Here is a 16223-nt window from a genome sequence, read left to right as displayed (position 1 = left end):
ATGCAAACTCGTGACGATATTTTCAATACCCTGCGCGATGCTCTGGTCGAACTTTTCGAGCTGGACCCCGAACGCATCAGTCTGCAATCCAACCTGTACCAGGATCTGGAAATCGACAGCATCGATGCCGTCGACCTGATCGATCACATCAAACGCCAGACCGGCAAGAAAATCGCCGCCGAAGAATTCAAATCGGTACGTACCGTCAGCGATGTGGTCGAGGCGGTCTACCGTCTGGTTCAACCCGTCGCATGAGCCGACTGATCGGCCTGGGCCTGCTGCTGGCAGGCCTGTTGTACCCCTTTGCGGTGTATTTCGGCATGGAGCATTTTGCCCCGTGGCAGTTCGGTCTGTTGCTGGGGAGCTTGTGGCTGGCCCGGGCGCTGACCGGCGAGCGGAGGCCTGGCAGCCTGTGGATGGCCACAGTCGCCATCGCGTTCTGCCTACTGCTGGCGCTGTTCGACAGCCCGGTGCTGCTGCGCTGGTACCCGGTGCTGATCAGCGCATTCATGTTGGTGCTGTTCGGTCTTAGCCTGAAATATGGCCCACCGGTGATTGAACGCCTGGCCCGTCTGCGAGAACCGCAATTACCGGCCAGGGCCATTCGCTACACCCGCCAGGTGACGATTGCCTGGAGCGTGTTTTTTCTCTGTAACGGCTTGTGCGCCGCCGCCCTGACTCTTTGGGCGCCGCTGAGTTGGTGGATGTTGTACACCGGCCTGATCTCCTATGGATTGATCGGCCTGATGTTTGCCATTGAATGGCTTATACGACAACGGGTAAGAGGCCGCCCATGAATTGGATAACACTTGAGCAATTGTTGCTCAAGGCTCAGCCGGACCGTGCCGTGACGGTGGAACCGGCGTTGAATCACGCGCAATTGTGCGAACAGGCCCTGAGCCTGGCTGCCGGTCTGCAAGCGCAGGGCGTGCAGCGCATCGCCGTGCACCTTGAGGACGCCGCCGACCTGGCCATTGCCCTGCTCGGCGCCTGGCGTGCCGGGGTCAGCGTGCTGCTGCCCGCCGATCTGCAAGCGCAGACTCGCCAGCGCTGGTCGACCGAGGTCGATCTGTGGCTGACCGATCAGGCCGACGACGCGCACCTGAGCGACTATCAGCATCCACCGCTGCCGGCCAACCCACTGGACCTGGATCGTTGTCAGCTGAGCCTGTGCACCTCCGGCTCCAGTGGCGAGCCCAAGCGCATCGACAAAACCCTGCGCCAATTGGCCAATGAAGTCCAAGCGCTGGAGCATCTGTGGGGCGCGGATCTGGGCGAAGCCCGCATCATCGGCAGCGTCGCCACTCAACATATCTACGGGTTGCTGTTTCGCGTGCTGTGGCCGTTGTGCGCCGGGCGCTCGTTCGTGCGTAAACAACTGGCCTTCCCGGAAGACCTGCAACGCGCCAGCCGCGAACACCCGGCCTTCGCCTGGGTCGCCAGCCCGGCGCTGCTCAAACGCATGGGCGACAACCTCGACTGGCCAGCGCTGAACGCGGTGCGCCGAGTGTTTTCCTCCGGTGGCGCGTTGCCCGCCGAAGCGGCGCAAAGCCTGTATGAACGCCTGCAACAGTGGCCGACCGAAATCTTCGGCAGCTCGGAAACCGGCGGCATCGCCTGGCGTCAGGGCCAGAATCTCTGGCAGCCCTTCGCCGAAGTTGCGCTGAGCCAGGACAGCGATGGCGCCCTGCTTATTGCGTCACCGTACTTGCCGGCCGGCCATATCGAACACACCGCCGATTCCGCGCGCATCGCCGCCGACGGCCGTTTCGAGCTGTTGGGACGGTTGGACCGGATCGTCAAACTGGAAGAAAAACGTATCTCGCTACCGATGTTGGAACAGGCGCTGATGACCCATGAGTGGGTCGCTGAAGCGCGGCTTGGCGTCGTCCAGGAAAACCGTGCTTCGCTGGGCGCGTTGCTGGTGTTGAGCGAGCAGGGTTTGCATGCCTTGCGCAATCAGGGTCGACGTACTCTTACTCAGGAGTTGCGCCAACACCTGAGCCAGCATTGCGAAGCACTCGCTCTGCCCCGTCGCTGGCGCCTGTTGCGACAACTGCCACTGAACGCTCAAGGCAAACTGCCTCAGGCCGAAGTGGAGAGCATATTGCTGGCACCACGCCCAAAGGCGCCGCAAGTGCTGGAACAGATCGACACCGATGGCGAGTGGAACCTGCAACTGGCTGTCCCGCCAGACCTGGCATATTTCAGCGGCCATTTCCCTCAAACGCCGGTATTGCCCGGTGTGGTGCAGGTGGATTGGGCATTGAGCCTGGGCCAGCAATTGATGGACCTGCCGGCGAAATTCGCCGGTATGGAAGTGCTGAAATTCCAGCAACTGGTGCGTCCCGGTGATGAAATCCAGCTGCACCTGCGCTTCGACCCGGCACGCGGCAAATTGTATTTCGCCTATCGCAATGAAACCGCCATGTGCTCCAGTGGGCGGATTTTGCTGGAGGCCTCAGGCAATGCATAACCCCTGCGCCGTAATCCCGGTCTACAACCACGAAACCGCCATCACTGCCGTGGTTGAGGCGCTGCTTGCTTGTGGCCTGCCATGCATTCTGGTGGACGATGCCAGCAGTCCGGTCTGCGCCAAAGTGCTTGACCGACTGGCCCTGCGTGATCGGGTTTATCTGATCAGGCTCACCGTCAATCAAGGCAAGGGCGGCGCGGTAATGACCGGTTTGCGCGAAGCCTCGCGGCTGGGCTTCAGCCATGCCTTGCAGGTGGACGCCGACGGCCAGCATGACCTGCAAGACGTCAAAGTGTTCATTGAGCATTCGCGCACCCATCCCGAAGCGGTGATCTGCGGTTACCCGCATTACGACGCCAGCGTCCCGAGGGGGCGTTTGTACGCCCGCTACCTGACTCATGTGATGGTCTGGATCAACACCCTGTCGTTGCAGATTCGCGACTCCATGTGCGGCTTCCGCGTCTATCCATTACCGTCAACCCTGGCACTGATCGACTCGGCCAGAATAGGTAAACGCATGGACTTCGACTCCGACATTCTGGTACGCCTGGCCTGGCGCAATCAGCCGATGCAGTGGCTGAAAACCAGGGTCCATTACCCTCTGGATGGCGTCTCGCATTTCCGCTTGTTCCACGACAATGTACTGATTTCGAGCATGCACACCCGGCTGTTCTTCGGCATGTTGCTGCGGGCACCGGTGATCCTCTGGCGACGGTGGCGAGCATGAGCGACAACGCAGACAAACAGCACTGGGCCGACCACCAGGAACGTGGCAGCTTCTGGCTGATGAAGTTCACCGCGCTCTGCGCAAAAGTCTTGGGCCGTCGGTTGTTGAGCCCGTTGCTGTACGGCATCGTGCTGTACTTTTTTCTGTTCGGGCGCAGCGCCCGCCAAAGCGCCTGGCAATACCAGCAGCGGCTTGCCGACTGGAGCGCTCGCAATGAATTGCGCCCGACCCATTGGCGGGTGTTTGGCCAGTTCATGGCCTTCGCCGACTCCATGCTCGACAAACTCGACGTGTGGAACGGCAAGCTGAGCATCGAGCAAATCGAAATCATCGACCCGGCGCTGCTGCGCAACAAACTGCGCGGCACACGCGGGCAAATGCTGGTGGGCGCGCACCTGGGCAATCTCGAGGTCTGTCGGGCGCTGGCCGAGATCGGCGAGAAAGTCACCATGAACGTGCTGGTGCATACCAAGCACGCCGAACAATTCAACCGTCTGCTGGGCGAAGCCGGGGCGACCAATCTGCGGCTGATTCAGGTCAGCGAACTGGACCCGGTAATCATGCTGCAACTGCATGAACGCCTGGAGCGCGGCGAATGGCTGGCAATTGCCGGCGACCGCGTGCCGCTGCATGGCGGACGCAGCGTGAGCGTGGATTTCCTCGGCTATCAAGCCGCGTTTCCTCAGGGCCCATGGCTGCTGGCCGGCCTGCTGAAATGCCCGATCAACCTGATGCTGTGCCTGAAGAAACCCACGGGCGAGTATCGACTGACCCTTGAACCGTTCGCCGATGCCATCGTGTGGAAACGCGGCGACCGCGAACAGGTCATTCACCAGTGCGCCTCCCGCTACGCCGAACGCCTGGGTCACTATTGCCTCGAAGCGCCCCAACAATGGTTCAACTTTTACCCTTTCTGGAAGACCGATGACGACGCCAACGCTTGAGCCGGTAACCTTCGGCGAACTCCCTTTGCGCATCGAAGACGTGCTGGCCCTGGCCAACCGTCAGGCGCCGACGCAGTTGCAAAACGACCCTGAGTTTCGCCAGCGCATCGCCAAGGGCCCGCAGTTCCTTGACTCCCTGCTGGACAAGGAAGGTGTGATCTATGGCGTGACCACCGGTTATGGCGATTCCTGTGTGGTCGCGGTGCCGCTGCATCACGTCGAGGCATTGCCCCGTCATCTGTACACGTTTCACGGCTGCGGCCTGGGCAAACTGCTCGACGCCCAAGCCACCCGTGCGGTGCTGGCAGCGCGTTTGCAGTCGCTGTGCCACGGCGTTTCCGGGGTGCGCGTGGAGTTGCTGGAACGTCTGCAAGCCTTCCTCGAACACGACATCCTGCCGCTGATCCCGGAAGAAGGTTCGGTGGGCGCCAGCGGTGATCTGACGCCGCTGTCCTATGTGGCCGCGACCTTGTCCGGCGAGCGCGACGTGATGTTTCGTGGCGAGCGTCGACAAGCCGCCGATGTGCACCGCGAACTGGGCTGGGAGCCGCTGGTATTGCGCCCCAAAGAAGCACTGGCATTGATGAACGGCACCGCCGTCATGACCGGTCTCGCCTGCCTGGCTTACGCCCGCGCTGATTACCTGCTGCAACTGGCCACGCGCATTACCGCGCTGAACGTGGTCGCGTTGCAGGGCAATCCGGAGCACTTCGACGAGCGCCTGTTCGCGGCCAAACCTCATCCTGGGCAGATGCAAGTCGCCGCGTGGTTGCGCAAGGACCTGGCGATCGATGCGCCGACCGCGCCGCTGCATCGCCTGCAAGACCGCTATTCCCTGCGTTGTGCGCCGCACGTGCTCGGTGTATTGGCCGACAGCCTGAACTGGCTGCGCTCGTTCATCGAGATCGAACTCAACAGCGCCAACGACAACCCGATCATCGACGCCGAAGCCGAACGCGTGCTGCACGGTGGGCACTTCTACGGCGGCCATATCGCGTTCGCCATGGACAGCCTGAAAACCCTGGTGGCGAACGTCGCTGACTTGCTCGACCGTCAGCTCGCACTGTTGGTGGACGAGCGTTACAACCATGGTTTGCCGAGCAATCTGTCTGGCGCAACCGCCGACCGCGCGATGCTCAACCACGGCTTCAAGGCCGTGCAGATCGGCACCAGCGCCTGGACCGCCGAGGCCCTGAAAAACACCATGCCGGCCAGCGTCTTCTCGCGTTCCACCGAGTGCCACAACCAGGACAAAGTCAGCATGGGCACCATCTCTGCCCGCGACGCCATTCGTGTGCTGGAGCTGACCGAACAGGTCGCCGCCGCCACGCTGCTGGCCGCCAACCAAGGCGTCTGGCTGCGCGGCCAGGCTGAAGACGCGCGCCCACTGCCACCGGCCCTGGCCGCGATGCACGAAGAATTGGCCAAGGACTTCCCGCCGGTCATCGAAGACCGTGCGCTGGAAGGCGAATTACGCCTGTGCCTGAAACGCATCGCCGATCAACACTGGAGGCTGCATGCGTAGCAAGGGAGTGCTTCACACCGACACGGAAATCCTCGTACCGTTTTTTGACGTCGACACCATGAACGTGGTCTGGCACGGCCATTACGTCAAATACCTGGAAGTCGCTCGCTGTGCGCTGCTGGACAAGATCGGCCACAACTACGAAGCCATGGTGGCGTCAGGTTTCGCGTGGCCGGTGATCGACTTGCAGCTGCGCTATGTGCGCGGTGCCGTGTTCGGCCAGAAGCTGAATGTGCGTGCCAACCTGGTGGAGTGGGAAAACCGTCTGAAGATCAATTACCTGATCAGCGACCTCGCAACCGGTGAACGTTTGACCCGCGCTGTTTCAGTCCAGGTCGCCGTCGACATGAGCAGCCGCGAAATGCAGCTCGCTTCACCGAAGGTGTTCACCGACGCGGTTGAAAGGATGCTCCCATGAATTCGCTGTTCAAATGCCTCGGCGCTTTAGCGTTGCTCGGGCTTTCATCATTGGCGCAGGCTTTCGATCTACAGCAACTCAGCGATCAACTGGCCAAGCCCGACGTGATCCACGGCAGCTTCATCCAGGAAAAACACCTGCGTGCCCTGCCCCAGCCGCTGACCAGCAAGGGCACCTTTGTTCTGGCGAAGAATCACGGCCTGCTCTGGCTGCTGAAAACCCCGCTGCAACAGGACTATCGCATCAGCGACAAGGGCATTGCCCGACGTGATGCCAACGGTTGGCAAATGCTGCCGAACAAGAGTGCCGGTGCCGAGCAGAACCGTTTGTTCCTCGCGGTGCTGCAAGGCGACAGCAGCGGCCTGCAGCGGGATTTCGAGCTGTCGCTGAGCGGCGACGCACAAAACTGGAAGCTGACCCTGACCCCGCGTTCGATGCTGCTCAAGCAGGTGTTCAATCAGATCAACATTGACGGCGGCGAACTGGTGCACAGCATCGAGCTGCTCGAAACCCAGGGCGACCGAACCCAGTTGCGCATGCAGGACAGCACCAGCGCCCAACCGTTGAGCGATGCGGAGCAACATGACTTTGCCGAGTGAACGAATGCTGCCGCGGCTGTTTCTGCTCCTGCTGCTGGCGGTGCTCGCGCTCGCCGGCTGGCAATGGCGTGGCGACGCACCGCTGTCGGCCAACTTGATGGAACTGGTGCCTGGCACCGCGCCGGACGCGCTGGAACTGCGCGCCGAACAACGTATGCAAGAACCGCTGAACCGGGAAATGCTGGTGCTGGTCGGCCATAAAGACCGCCAGCAAGCCATCGCCATGGCGCAAAAGCTCGGCGAGCAGTGGCAGGCCAGCGGCGTCTTCGAAAAGGTCCAGTGGAACCTGCAAGCCGACTTGCCAGCGCTGCGCACGCAATTGCTGCAAGGCCGACTGGCGATGCTGTCCGCGGCCGACCGGCAGCAACTCATCGAACACCCCGACGCCTTTGTTCAGCAACGGGTACAAGCCCTGTTCGACCCGTTTACCGGTTTCAGCTTGGTACCGAGCCAGGACGACTGGCTCGGCCTGACCGGGCGCATCCAGAACAGCCAGCCACAGCATGGTTCGGTGCAACTGGACATCGGCAGCGGAACGCTGGTTGCCGATGCCGACGGCAAGAGTTGGGTGATGCTGCGAGCGCGAACCGCCGGCAACGCGTTCGACATGAGCCTGCCGCTGCAAGTGGCTGACCTGCTCCAGCACAGTCGCGAAGAAGCCACCCGGTCGGATGTGCAACTGCTCGCCGCCAGTGGCCTGCTGTACGCCGCCAGCGGTCAACGGCAAGCCGCTCGCGAAATGACCTGGGTCGGCGGCGGCGCCACGGTCGGGATTCTGTTGTTGCTGTTGCTGGCCTTCCGGCGTTGGCGGGTGTTGCTGGCCTTCGTCCCGGTGCTGGTGGGCATGCTGTTCGGCGCGGTGGCCTGCGTGGCGCTGTTCGGTCACATGCATGTGATGACGCTGGTGCTGGGTTCAAGCCTGATCGGCGTGGCGGTGGATTACCCGCTGCATTACCTGTCCAAGAGCTGGAGCCTGAAACCCTGGCACAGCTGGCCGGCGTTGCGCATGACCCTGCCGGGGCTGACGCTGAGCCTGATCACCAGTTGTATCGGCTACCTGGCCCTGGCCTGGACGCCGTTCCCGGCCCTGACCCAAATTGCCGTGTTCTCCGCCGCCGGGCTGCTGGGCGCCTACCTGTCGGCCGTGTGCCTGCTGCCGGCGCTGCTCAAAGGCGTAGTTCTGCGGCCGGCGCAATGGCCGATGCGCATCGCCGAGAAGTTGCTGGAGCTGCGTGAAACGTTGCTCAAATACGTACGAACGCCGGTATTACTGGCGCTGCTGATCGCCTTCTGCGTCGGCGGTCTGTTGCAGCTGCAGAGCAAAAACGATATTCGCCAATGGATCGGCACGCCGCAGCAACTGACTGACGAAGCCCAGACCATCGCACGCATCACCGGTTATCAACCTACCAGCCAGTTTTTCCTGGTGCGCGCGGCCAATCAGCAGGCGTTGCTCGAACGCCTGACGGCACTGAGCGAGCGTCTGGATCAACTGGTCAATCTGGAGAAACTTCAGGGTTATCTATCGATCAATCAACTGGTCAGCCCGCCGAGCGAACAGCGCAAAGTGCGTGAAGCACTGAGCAAGCTGCCGCAGTTCTGGCAACCGTTGCTCGATCTCGGCGTGCCAGCCGCCGCGTTGCAGGCCGAGTTGGCAGCATTGCAGACGCTGCCCACCGAAGACATCGACGCAGCGCTGGCCGGCCCATTGGCCGAGCCCTATCGCACCCTGTGGCTGGGGCCGTCCGATGACGGCGTGGCCGCGATGGTCAGCCTGCAAGGCTTGAACAATCCCGCGCTATTGCGGGTCCAGGCGCAAGATTTACCGGGCGTGCAGCTGGTGGACCGTCTCGGCGAACTGAACCAGGTTTTCGCCGCCACCCAAATCAGCGCCGCTGAATTGAAACTCGCTTCCTGTGTACTGATCGTGCTGGTGCTGATCCTGCCATTCGGTTTCGGTGGCGCGTTGCGAATTGTCTCTCTGCCGCTGCTGGCGGCCCTGTGCAGTCTGGCCAGTCTCGGTTGGCTCGGTCAGCCGCTGACGCTGTTCAGCCTGTTCGGCCTGTTGCTGGTGACGGCCATCAGCGTCGATTACGCGATCCTCATGCGCGAACAGATCGGCGGTGCCGCGGCGAGTCTGCTGGGCACCTTGCTGGCAGCGGTGACTACCTGGCTGTCGTTCGGCCTGCTGGCGGTATCCAGCACACCGGCGGTGAGTAACTTCGGTTTGTCGGTGAGCCTCGGCCTGGCGTTCAGCTTCATCCTGGCGCCATGGGCCGGACGCCAAGTCCATATCGCAGCGATTACGGAGCCGGCAGTATGATGGTCGCGATGTTCTGGGTGATGGCCTTGGTGTTGTTCGCCGTGGCTACCCGTGTCGGTCGTCATTTCGGTCTGATTCCGATCGTCAGCCAGTTGTTGCTGGCGACCTTCGGCCTGCCGCTGCTGATGTACTTGTGGATCGAACCGGGCTGGCATCTCAGCGGTACCGATCTGATCTCGCAGGGCTGGCTGAAGAACCTCTACAGCCTGAGTTTTGCCTTGCTGCTGGGGCACATCCTCAGCGACGTGATCGACCTGCGGCTGGAACGCCAGAGCCTGAAAATTGCCTTACCAAGTTTCTGCATTCCCTTTGCCTGCGGGCTGACGACAGCGGTCTGGCTGTTGCCGCCGCAGCCGTGGATCAGTTCGCTGGCGGTCGGTCTGCTGTTCGCCATCACCGCGATTCCGGTGTTGTATCTGTACCTGCGACACATCAACTATCCGCCCGCTGCCACCCGGCGTCTGGTGCAGACCGCGATCCTGATCGACCTGACCTGCTGGACCCTGTTCGCGTTCGCCCAGGGCAGCCTGCACCTGAGCAGCCTCTTGCTACCGCTGGCTGGCGCCTGCCTGCCGTTGTTGCTGCGATTGCTCGGCTTGCGCCAACCGTTGCTGCACAGCGGCTGTTTCTTCGCGCTACTGGTGGTCGCCGAACATTTCAAACTCAATGCGCTGATTTTCGGCATCGGCTACCTGCTGTGCATGGCCGCGCTCAAGGTACCCTTGGTGCTGCCATTGTCGGCGGCGTGGATGAGCCGTTTGCAGACCTGGATCGCCATCCCGCTGATCCTCACGTTCGGCATCGTGCAGATCAACGTGCACAGCGCCATCGATAGTCTCGACGGGTTGCAACTGGCCGCGCTCCTGCTGTTGCCGATTGCCAGCAAATTGCTGGGCAACTGGCTGGGTCTGGGCTGGGCTGGCGCCTCGTTTGAAGGTGCCAACCGCTGGCGGGAAAGCCTTTTACTGAATATTCGCGGCTTGAGCGAGATTGTCTTTCTCAACCTGCTGCTGCAACAACAGCTCATCAGCCCGGCGCTGTATTTCGCGCTGATGTTGATGGGCCTGATCGCAACCCTGCTGCCGGCACTGGCTGGCATGCACCGAATCCCTTTGAACATCGCCGTCCCGGCAAGGAGCACCCGTGCCAACAATTGAAATGGAACGTCGTCAGGTACTGGTGATCGGCGCAGGCCCCTCGGGCGCCATCGCCGCCGCGCTGCTCAAGCGTAAAGGTCATGATGTGCTGATGATCGAGCGCCAGCATTTCCCACGGTTTTCCATCGGTGAAAGCCTACTGTCCCACTGCCTGGATTTCGTCGAAGAAGCCGGCATGCTCGAGGCGGTAAACGCCGCCGGTTTCCAGCGCAAAAACGGTGCAGCGTTCGCTTGGGGCGATCAGTACAGCGCCTTCGATTTCGGTGACACATTCAGCAATGGCAAGCCGACGACGTTCCAGGTCCAGCGCGCCGATTTCGACAAGCTGCTGGCCGATCAGGCTGAGTTGCAAGGGGTCGACGTGCGTTACGGCGAAGCCATCGTCAACGCCGATTTCAGCCTGGCGAAACCGCAGCTCGATGTGCTTCGCGAAGACGGCAGCCAATACCGCGTCGAGGCCAACTTCGTGCTCGATGCCAGCGGCTACGGTCGCGTGCTGCCACGCTTGCTGGACCTTGAAGCACCGTCGAACTTTCCAGTGCGCCAGGCCGTGTTCACCCATGTCGAAGACCGTATCGACAACCCGGCTTTCGACCGGGAAAAAATCCTCATCACCACCCATCCGACCCAGCGTGATATCTGGTTCTGGACCATCCCGTTCAGCAACGGTCGTTGCTCGGTGGGCGTAGTGGCGGCCGCCGAACACTTCGAAGGCCGCACCGAGAATCTGGACGACTGCCTGCGCGGCTTCATCGCAGAAACTCCAAGCCTGGCCGGTGTGCTGGATAACGCTGTGTGGGATACGCCCGCGCGGACCATCGGCGGTTACTCGGCCAACGTCAAAACGCTGCACGGCCAAGGTTTCGCCCTGCTGGGCAATGCGGCGGAATTTCTCGACCCGGTGTTCTCCTCCGGCGTGACCATCGCCATGCGCTCGGCAAGCATGGCTGCCGGGGTGCTGCACCGCCAACTGCAAGGTGAAAGCGTCGACTGGCAGACCGAGTTCGCCGAGCCGCTCAAGCGCGGCGTCAACACCTTCCGTTGCTACGTCGAAGGCTGGTACGCGGGGACCTTTCAGGATGTAATTTTCTATCAGCACGGCACAGCGGATATCCGCCGTATGATCAGCTCGATCCTCGCGGGTTACGCCTGGGATGAACGCAACCCCTTCGTCAGCGAACCCAAACGTCGGCTGCGGATGATCTCGGACCATTGCGCACAGGATCCGACATGAGTTACTTGAGCGACAACTACGTCGAAGAAACCCGTTTCGGTTTCTGGTTCCTGCGCAGTCACACCTGGCAGCACCATGTATTGCGCGTGGCGATCAATGATTTGCGCGGTCTGTTCAGCACGCCGCTGCCCGCTGATCCGGTATTGCTGGATGCCGGTTGCGGCCAGGGCAAGTCGTTCCAGTACCTGCGCCAGACCTTCGCGCCTCGGCGCCTGCTCGGGCTGGATGCCGATCCTCACAGCCTGAACCTGAGCGGTGAAGAAGCGGCCCGCCAGGGCATGGATGTAGAACTGATTGGCAGTGACTGCGCGAGCATCAAAGTGCCGGACGCCAGTGTCGATCTGCTGTTCTGTCACCAGACTTTCCATCACCTCGTCAAGCAGGATCAAGCCCTGGCCGAGTTCTATCGGGTGCTCAAGCCGGGCGGCTATTTGCTGTTCGCCGAGTCCACCGAGGCTTACATTGATACGTGGGTGATTCGCTGGCTGTTCCGCCACCCGATGCACGTGCAGAAGAGCGCCGCCGGCTACCTGGACATGATTCGTCGCCAGGGTTTTGAATTCGGCCCGCAGAACGTGTCTTACCCTTACTTGTGGTGGAGTCGCGCCAAGGATTTCGGCCTGCTCGAACGCTTCGGCCTGCGCCAGCCGAAACCCTTTGGCCAGCGGGAAGAAACCCTGGTCAATGTGGTCGCGCGCAAGCCCCTTGAAGGGTGTGCCTGATGATCCGTTTCCTGCTCCTGGGTTGTGTCCTGCTGCTGAGTGCCTGCGCCAGCCAGGCGCCGCTGCCCGAGCGAACCCCGAACCTGGTGTTGCCGCTGCAACTGCACATCGAACGGCAGATGGCCGAGCAACGTCTGGACTGGCTGCTGGTAATCCAGCGTGAAGGCCCGGGCATTCGCTGGTCAATGATGGACCCTTTGGGGATTCCCGTAGCACGGCAGAAGCTGATCGATAGCCAATGGCAGGCCGACGGCCTGCTGCCGCCCAATCCGGAAGCTCGGGAGCTGTTTGCTGCCTTGTTGTTTGCGTTGACCCCAGCGGGCGAATTGCAGGGCAATTATCCCGCCGCCCGGCAGGATGGCGGGCAACGGTCCTTGCCACCGCGCTGGAACATCCGCTATTCACAACCACTGAGCTTTGAATTGAACGTGTCCCAAGGCCCGCACTATCGCGTCACTCCGTTAGGCGAGCACACGCCATGACGGCTTATCTGAATGCACTCGGAGTGATCTGCGCCCTGGGCCGCGACAAGCAGGAAGTCGCCCGCAACCTGTTTGCCGGCGATTGCTCGGGCATGCGCAGCGAGACCGGCTGGGTCGTTGAACGCTCGTTGCCAGTCGCGGCGGTGCGCGGTGAATTGGCGCCGATTCCGCCTGAGCTGGCGCAGCAAAGCAGTCGCAACAATCAATTGCTGCTGGAGGCCGCGCTGCAAATTCGCCAAGACATCGAGCAGGCCATCCAGACCTACGGCCGCGACCGTATCGGCGTCATTCTCGGCACCAGCACCTCGGGCATTCACGAGGCCAGCCAAGGCTTGGCCCATTACATCCGTGAGCATCAGTTCCCCGCCGATTATGACTATCAGCAACAGGAACTCGGCGCGCCAGCGACGTTTCTCGCCGACTGGCTGCAATTGAGCGGCCCGGCCTATGTAATTTCTACCGCCTGCACCTCCAGCGCCCGCGCGCTGATGAGTGCTCAACGACTACTCGATCTGGGCCTGTGCGACGCCGTGTTGTGCGGTGGTGTCGACAGTTTGTGCAAGCTGACCCTCAACGGTTTCTCGGCCCTGGAAGCGGTGTCCGAACAGCGCTGCAATCCGTTCTCGGCGAACCGCAATGGCATCAACATCGGCGAAGCCGCGGTGCTGTTTCTGATGAGCAAAAACGCCGGTAACAGCCAACCGGTTGCCCTGCTCGGCAGTGGCGCCAGCTCCGATGCGCATCATATTTCCGCGCCGGAACCAACCGGCCGTGGCGCCCAGCAGGCGATGCACAAAGCCTTGAGCCGCGCAGGCCTGCAACCGCAGCAGATCAGTTACCTGAACCTGCACGGTACCGCCACCCAACACAACGACGCCATGGAAAGCCTGGCCGTGACCACACTATTCCCGCAAGGCGTGCCCTGCTCATCGACCAAACCGATGACCGGCCACACCCTCGGCGCTGCCGGTGCCCTGGAGGCGGCGTTCTGCTGGTTGAGCCTGAGCGCGGACAACCGCGAGCACGCCCTGCCGCCCCACGTCTGGGACGGTCAGCCCGACCCTGAATTGCCGGCCCTGCATTGGGTGACCCCGACCGACCACCTGGCGTCCATTGCACCTCGCTACCTGATGAGCAATTCCTTTGCCTTCGGTGGCAATAACGTCAGCCTGATTATCGGAGACGCCCCATGATTGCCTGGCCGATCGCCGAACTGTTGCCGCACGCCGGCGACATGATCCTCATCGAGCAGATCCTGTCGTTCGACGACGAGCAGATTCACACCCGACTCACCGTCAAACCCGGTGGCCTGTTCAATCGCCCCGACGGCAGCCTGCCGGCCTGGGTCGGCATCGAGCTGATGGCCCAGAGCGTCGCCGCGTATGCCGGCTGCCATGCGCGCCAGAAAGGCAATGCGGTGGAATTGGGCTTCCTGCTCGGCACCCGTAAATTCGAATGCAACGTGGAACACTTCCCCGTCGGCACCGAGTTGACCATCCATGGGATACGTTCGCTCGAAGACGACAACGGCATGGGTGTGTTCGAATGCCACCTCACTGCCCCTGGCATCCACGCCACCGGCCGGCTGAACGTGTATCGCCCGCCTCAGGCCGCGCAATATCTTCATGAACCCCAAGGAGTCGAGTGATGACTGAATCCGTACTGGTCACCGGCTCCAGCCGTGGTATCGGCCGCGCCATTGCATTGCGCTTGGCGCGGGCCGGGCATGACATTGTGCTGCACTGCCGCAGTGGCCTGGCAGACGCCGAAGCGGTCAAGGCCGAAGTCGAGGCCCTGGGCCGCACCGCTCGCATCCTGCAATTTGACGTGTCTGACCGTGCCCGTTGCAAAGCGATTCTTGAAGCCGACGTCGAAACCCACGGCGCCTATTACGGCGTGGTGCTCAACGCCGGCCTGACCCGCGACGGTGCTTTTCCGGCCCTGAGCGAAGAGGATTGGGATTTGGTGATGCGCACCAATCTCGACGGTTTCTACAACGTGCTGCACCCGGTGATGATGCCGATGATCCGTCGTCGCGCCGCCGGGCGAATTGTCTGCATTACTTCGGTGTCCGGGTTGATCGGCAATCGCGGCCAGGTCAATTACAGCGCATCCAAGGCCGGTCTGATCGGCGCAGCCAAGGCGCTGGCGATCGAACTGGGCAAGCGCAAAATCACGGTTAACTGTGTCGCACCCGGCCTGATCGACACGGCGATGCTCGATGAAAACGTGCCGGTGGAAGAACTGATGAAAATGATCCCCGCGCAACGCATGGGCACCCCGGAAGAGGTGGCCGGCGCGGTGAATTTCCTGATGTCGGCGGAAGCGTCGTACATCACCCGGCAGGTTCTGGCCGTCAATGGAGGCCTGTGCTGATGAAGCGCGTCGTCGTCACCGGCATGGCCGGCATCACCTCACTGGGCAGCGATTGGGAGACCATCGCCGCCAACTTCGCCGCCAACCGCAGCGGCATCCGCCGGATGGACGAGTGGGATCGTTTTACCGAACTCAGCACCCGCCTGGCCGGGCCGATCGATGACTTCAAGGTGCCGAGCCACTGGACCCGCAAGCAACTGCGCAGCATGGGCCGCGTTTCGCGCCTGGCCGTAGGCGCGGCTGAACAGGCCCTGGCGGACGCCGGTCTGCTGGGAGACGAATCGATCAAGGACGGGCGCATGGGCGTGGCCTGTGGCTCGTCCACCGGCAGCACCGACGAGATCAAGGCATTCGGCAATATGCTGCTCAACTCGGTGGCCGAAGGCTTGAACGCCAACTCCTACGTGCGGATGATGCCGCACACCACGGCGGCGAATATCAGCATCTTCTTCGGCCTCACCGGCAGGCTGATCCCGACCTCCAGCGCCTGCACCAGCGGCAGCCAGGGCGTCGGTTACGCCTACGAATCGATCAAGTTCGGCCGTCTGCCGCTGATGCTCGCCGGCGGCGCCGAAGAGTTGTGTCCGACCGAAGCCATGGTGTTCGATGCGCTCTACGCCACCAGCCTGAAAAACGATGCCCCGCAAACCAGCCCTCGCCCTTACGACACCGGCCGCGATGGCCTGGTAATCGGTGAAGGCGGCGGCATGCTGGTGCTCGAAGAGCTCGAACACGCCCTGGCACGCGGCGCACATATCCATGCCGAGATCGTCGGTTTCGGCAGCAACGCCGACGGTCAGCACGCCACCCGCCCCGAGCAAATCACCATGCGCCGGGCCATGGAACTCGCCCTGGAAGATGCCGGACTGCAGCCTTCGGACATCGGCTACGTGAACGGTCATGGCACCGCTACAGAACAGGGCGACATTGCCGAAACACTGGCCACCAGCGCATTGTTCGGCGAACACATGCCGATCAGTTCGCAGAAGAGTTTCCTCGGTCACACCCTGGGAGCCTGCGGCGCGCTGGAGTCCTGGTTTAGCATCGAAATGATGAACCGCGACCAATACGTGCACACCTTCAACCTTGATGAGGTCGATCCGCGGTGCGGCAAGCTCGATTACCTGCGCGGTGAGTTCCGGCAGATGAGCAATCAGTACGTGATGAACAACAATTTCGCTTTTGGTGGGGTCAACACCTCGTTGATTTTCCGCCGCTGGTCATAATCGAATTACTCAGG

17 protein-coding genes are annotated in these 16223 nt (G+C 61.9%); all 17 read left to right on the top strand.

Going from position 1 to position 16223, the window contains the following annotated elements:
- Genes LOY56_RS02020 through LOY56_RS01940 form a run of 17 tightly spaced genes read left to right on the top strand, consistent with a single transcriptional unit; the run spans position 1 to position 16209 of the window.
- Positions 1–255, top strand: a complete 255-nt coding sequence (locus LOY56_RS02020) for an acyl carrier protein (RefSeq protein WP_258619297.1) — start codon at positions 1–3, stop codon at positions 253–255.
- Positions 252–797: a hypothetical protein gene (locus tag LOY56_RS02015; protein ID WP_258619295.1), complete on the top strand. Its 546-nt coding sequence runs from the start codon at positions 252–254 to the stop codon at positions 795–797. The genes LOY56_RS02020 and LOY56_RS02015 overlap by 4 nt, the downstream gene beginning before the upstream one ends.
- Positions 794–2476, top strand: a complete 1683-nt coding sequence (locus LOY56_RS02010) for an acyl-CoA synthetase family protein (protein WP_258619294.1) — start codon at positions 794–796, stop codon at positions 2474–2476. The genes LOY56_RS02015 and LOY56_RS02010 overlap by 4 nt, the downstream gene beginning before the upstream one ends.
- Positions 2469–3203 (top strand): glycosyltransferase family 2 protein, encoded by a 735-nt coding sequence (locus LOY56_RS02005; protein ID WP_258619293.1) that lies wholly within the window; start codon positions 2469–2471, stop codon positions 3201–3203. Before LOY56_RS02010 ends, LOY56_RS02005 begins: the two co-directional genes overlap by 8 nt.
- Entirely contained in the window at positions 3200–4147 is a 948-nt protein-coding gene (locus LOY56_RS02000; RefSeq protein ID WP_258619292.1) for a glycosyl transferase, read from the top strand. Before LOY56_RS02005 ends, LOY56_RS02000 begins: the two co-directional genes overlap by 4 nt.
- A complete protein-coding gene (gene hutH / locus LOY56_RS01995; protein WP_258619291.1) occupies positions 4128–5672 on the top strand; it encodes a histidine ammonia-lyase in 1545 nt (514 codons plus the stop codon). Before LOY56_RS02000 ends, hutH begins: the two co-directional genes overlap by 20 nt.
- The gene (locus LOY56_RS01990; RefSeq protein WP_258619290.1) at positions 5665–6090 is read left to right on the top strand and encodes a thioesterase family protein; all 426 of its coding nucleotides are present in this window, start codon (positions 5665–5667) and stop codon (positions 6088–6090) included. The genes hutH and LOY56_RS01990 overlap by 8 nt, the downstream gene beginning before the upstream one ends.
- Positions 6087–6689 (top strand): outer membrane lipoprotein carrier protein LolA, encoded by a 603-nt coding sequence (locus tag LOY56_RS01985; protein ID WP_258619289.1) that lies wholly within the window; start codon positions 6087–6089, stop codon positions 6687–6689. The genes LOY56_RS01990 and LOY56_RS01985 overlap by 4 nt, the downstream gene beginning before the upstream one ends.
- The gene (locus tag LOY56_RS01980; protein WP_258619288.1) at positions 6673–9012 is read left to right on the top strand and encodes an MMPL family transporter; all 2340 of its coding nucleotides are present in this window, start codon (positions 6673–6675) and stop codon (positions 9010–9012) included. The genes LOY56_RS01985 and LOY56_RS01980 overlap by 17 nt, the downstream gene beginning before the upstream one ends.
- Positions 9009–10169, top strand: coding sequence for a sodium:proton antiporter (locus LOY56_RS01975; RefSeq protein WP_258619287.1), 1161 nt, complete (start codon positions 9009–9011; stop codon positions 10167–10169). Before LOY56_RS01980 ends, LOY56_RS01975 begins: the two co-directional genes overlap by 4 nt.
- Entirely contained in the window at positions 10156–11403 is a 1248-nt protein-coding gene (locus LOY56_RS01970) for an NAD(P)/FAD-dependent oxidoreductase (RefSeq protein WP_258619286.1), read from the top strand. Before LOY56_RS01975 ends, LOY56_RS01970 begins: the two co-directional genes overlap by 14 nt.
- Positions 11400–12125 carry a class I SAM-dependent methyltransferase gene (locus LOY56_RS01965; protein WP_258619285.1) on the top strand — a complete coding sequence of 242 codons (726 nt, stop codon included), beginning with the start codon at positions 11400–11402 and terminating at the stop codon, positions 12123–12125. The genes LOY56_RS01970 and LOY56_RS01965 overlap by 4 nt, the downstream gene beginning before the upstream one ends.
- The gene (locus LOY56_RS01960) at positions 12125–12607 is read left to right on the top strand and encodes a DUF3261 domain-containing protein (RefSeq protein ID WP_258619284.1); all 483 of its coding nucleotides are present in this window, start codon (positions 12125–12127) and stop codon (positions 12605–12607) included. Before LOY56_RS01965 ends, LOY56_RS01960 begins: the two co-directional genes overlap by 1 nt.
- Positions 12604–13800, top strand: coding sequence for a beta-ketoacyl-[acyl-carrier-protein] synthase family protein (locus LOY56_RS01955; RefSeq protein WP_258619282.1), 1197 nt, complete (start codon positions 12604–12606; stop codon positions 13798–13800). Before LOY56_RS01960 ends, LOY56_RS01955 begins: the two co-directional genes overlap by 4 nt.
- Positions 13797–14255, top strand: a complete 459-nt coding sequence (locus LOY56_RS01950) for a hotdog family protein (RefSeq protein WP_258619281.1) — start codon at positions 13797–13799, stop codon at positions 14253–14255. Before LOY56_RS01955 ends, LOY56_RS01950 begins: the two co-directional genes overlap by 4 nt.
- Positions 14255–14983, top strand: coding sequence for a 3-oxoacyl-ACP reductase FabG (gene fabG, locus LOY56_RS01945; RefSeq protein WP_258619280.1), 729 nt, complete (start codon positions 14255–14257; stop codon positions 14981–14983). Before LOY56_RS01950 ends, fabG begins: the two co-directional genes overlap by 1 nt.
- Positions 14983–16209 (top strand): beta-ketoacyl-ACP synthase, encoded by a 1227-nt coding sequence (locus tag LOY56_RS01940; protein ID WP_258619278.1) that lies wholly within the window; start codon positions 14983–14985, stop codon positions 16207–16209. Before fabG ends, LOY56_RS01940 begins: the two co-directional genes overlap by 1 nt.
- The last annotated feature ends 14 nt before the right edge of the window (positions 16210–16223 follow it).

The organism is Pseudomonas sp. B21-048 (assembly GCF_024748615.1).
In the GTDB taxonomy this organism is placed as follows: Bacteria; Pseudomonadota; Gammaproteobacteria; order Pseudomonadales; family Pseudomonadaceae; genus Aquipseudomonas.
This window is presented reverse-complemented; position numbering and strand designations above follow the sequence as displayed.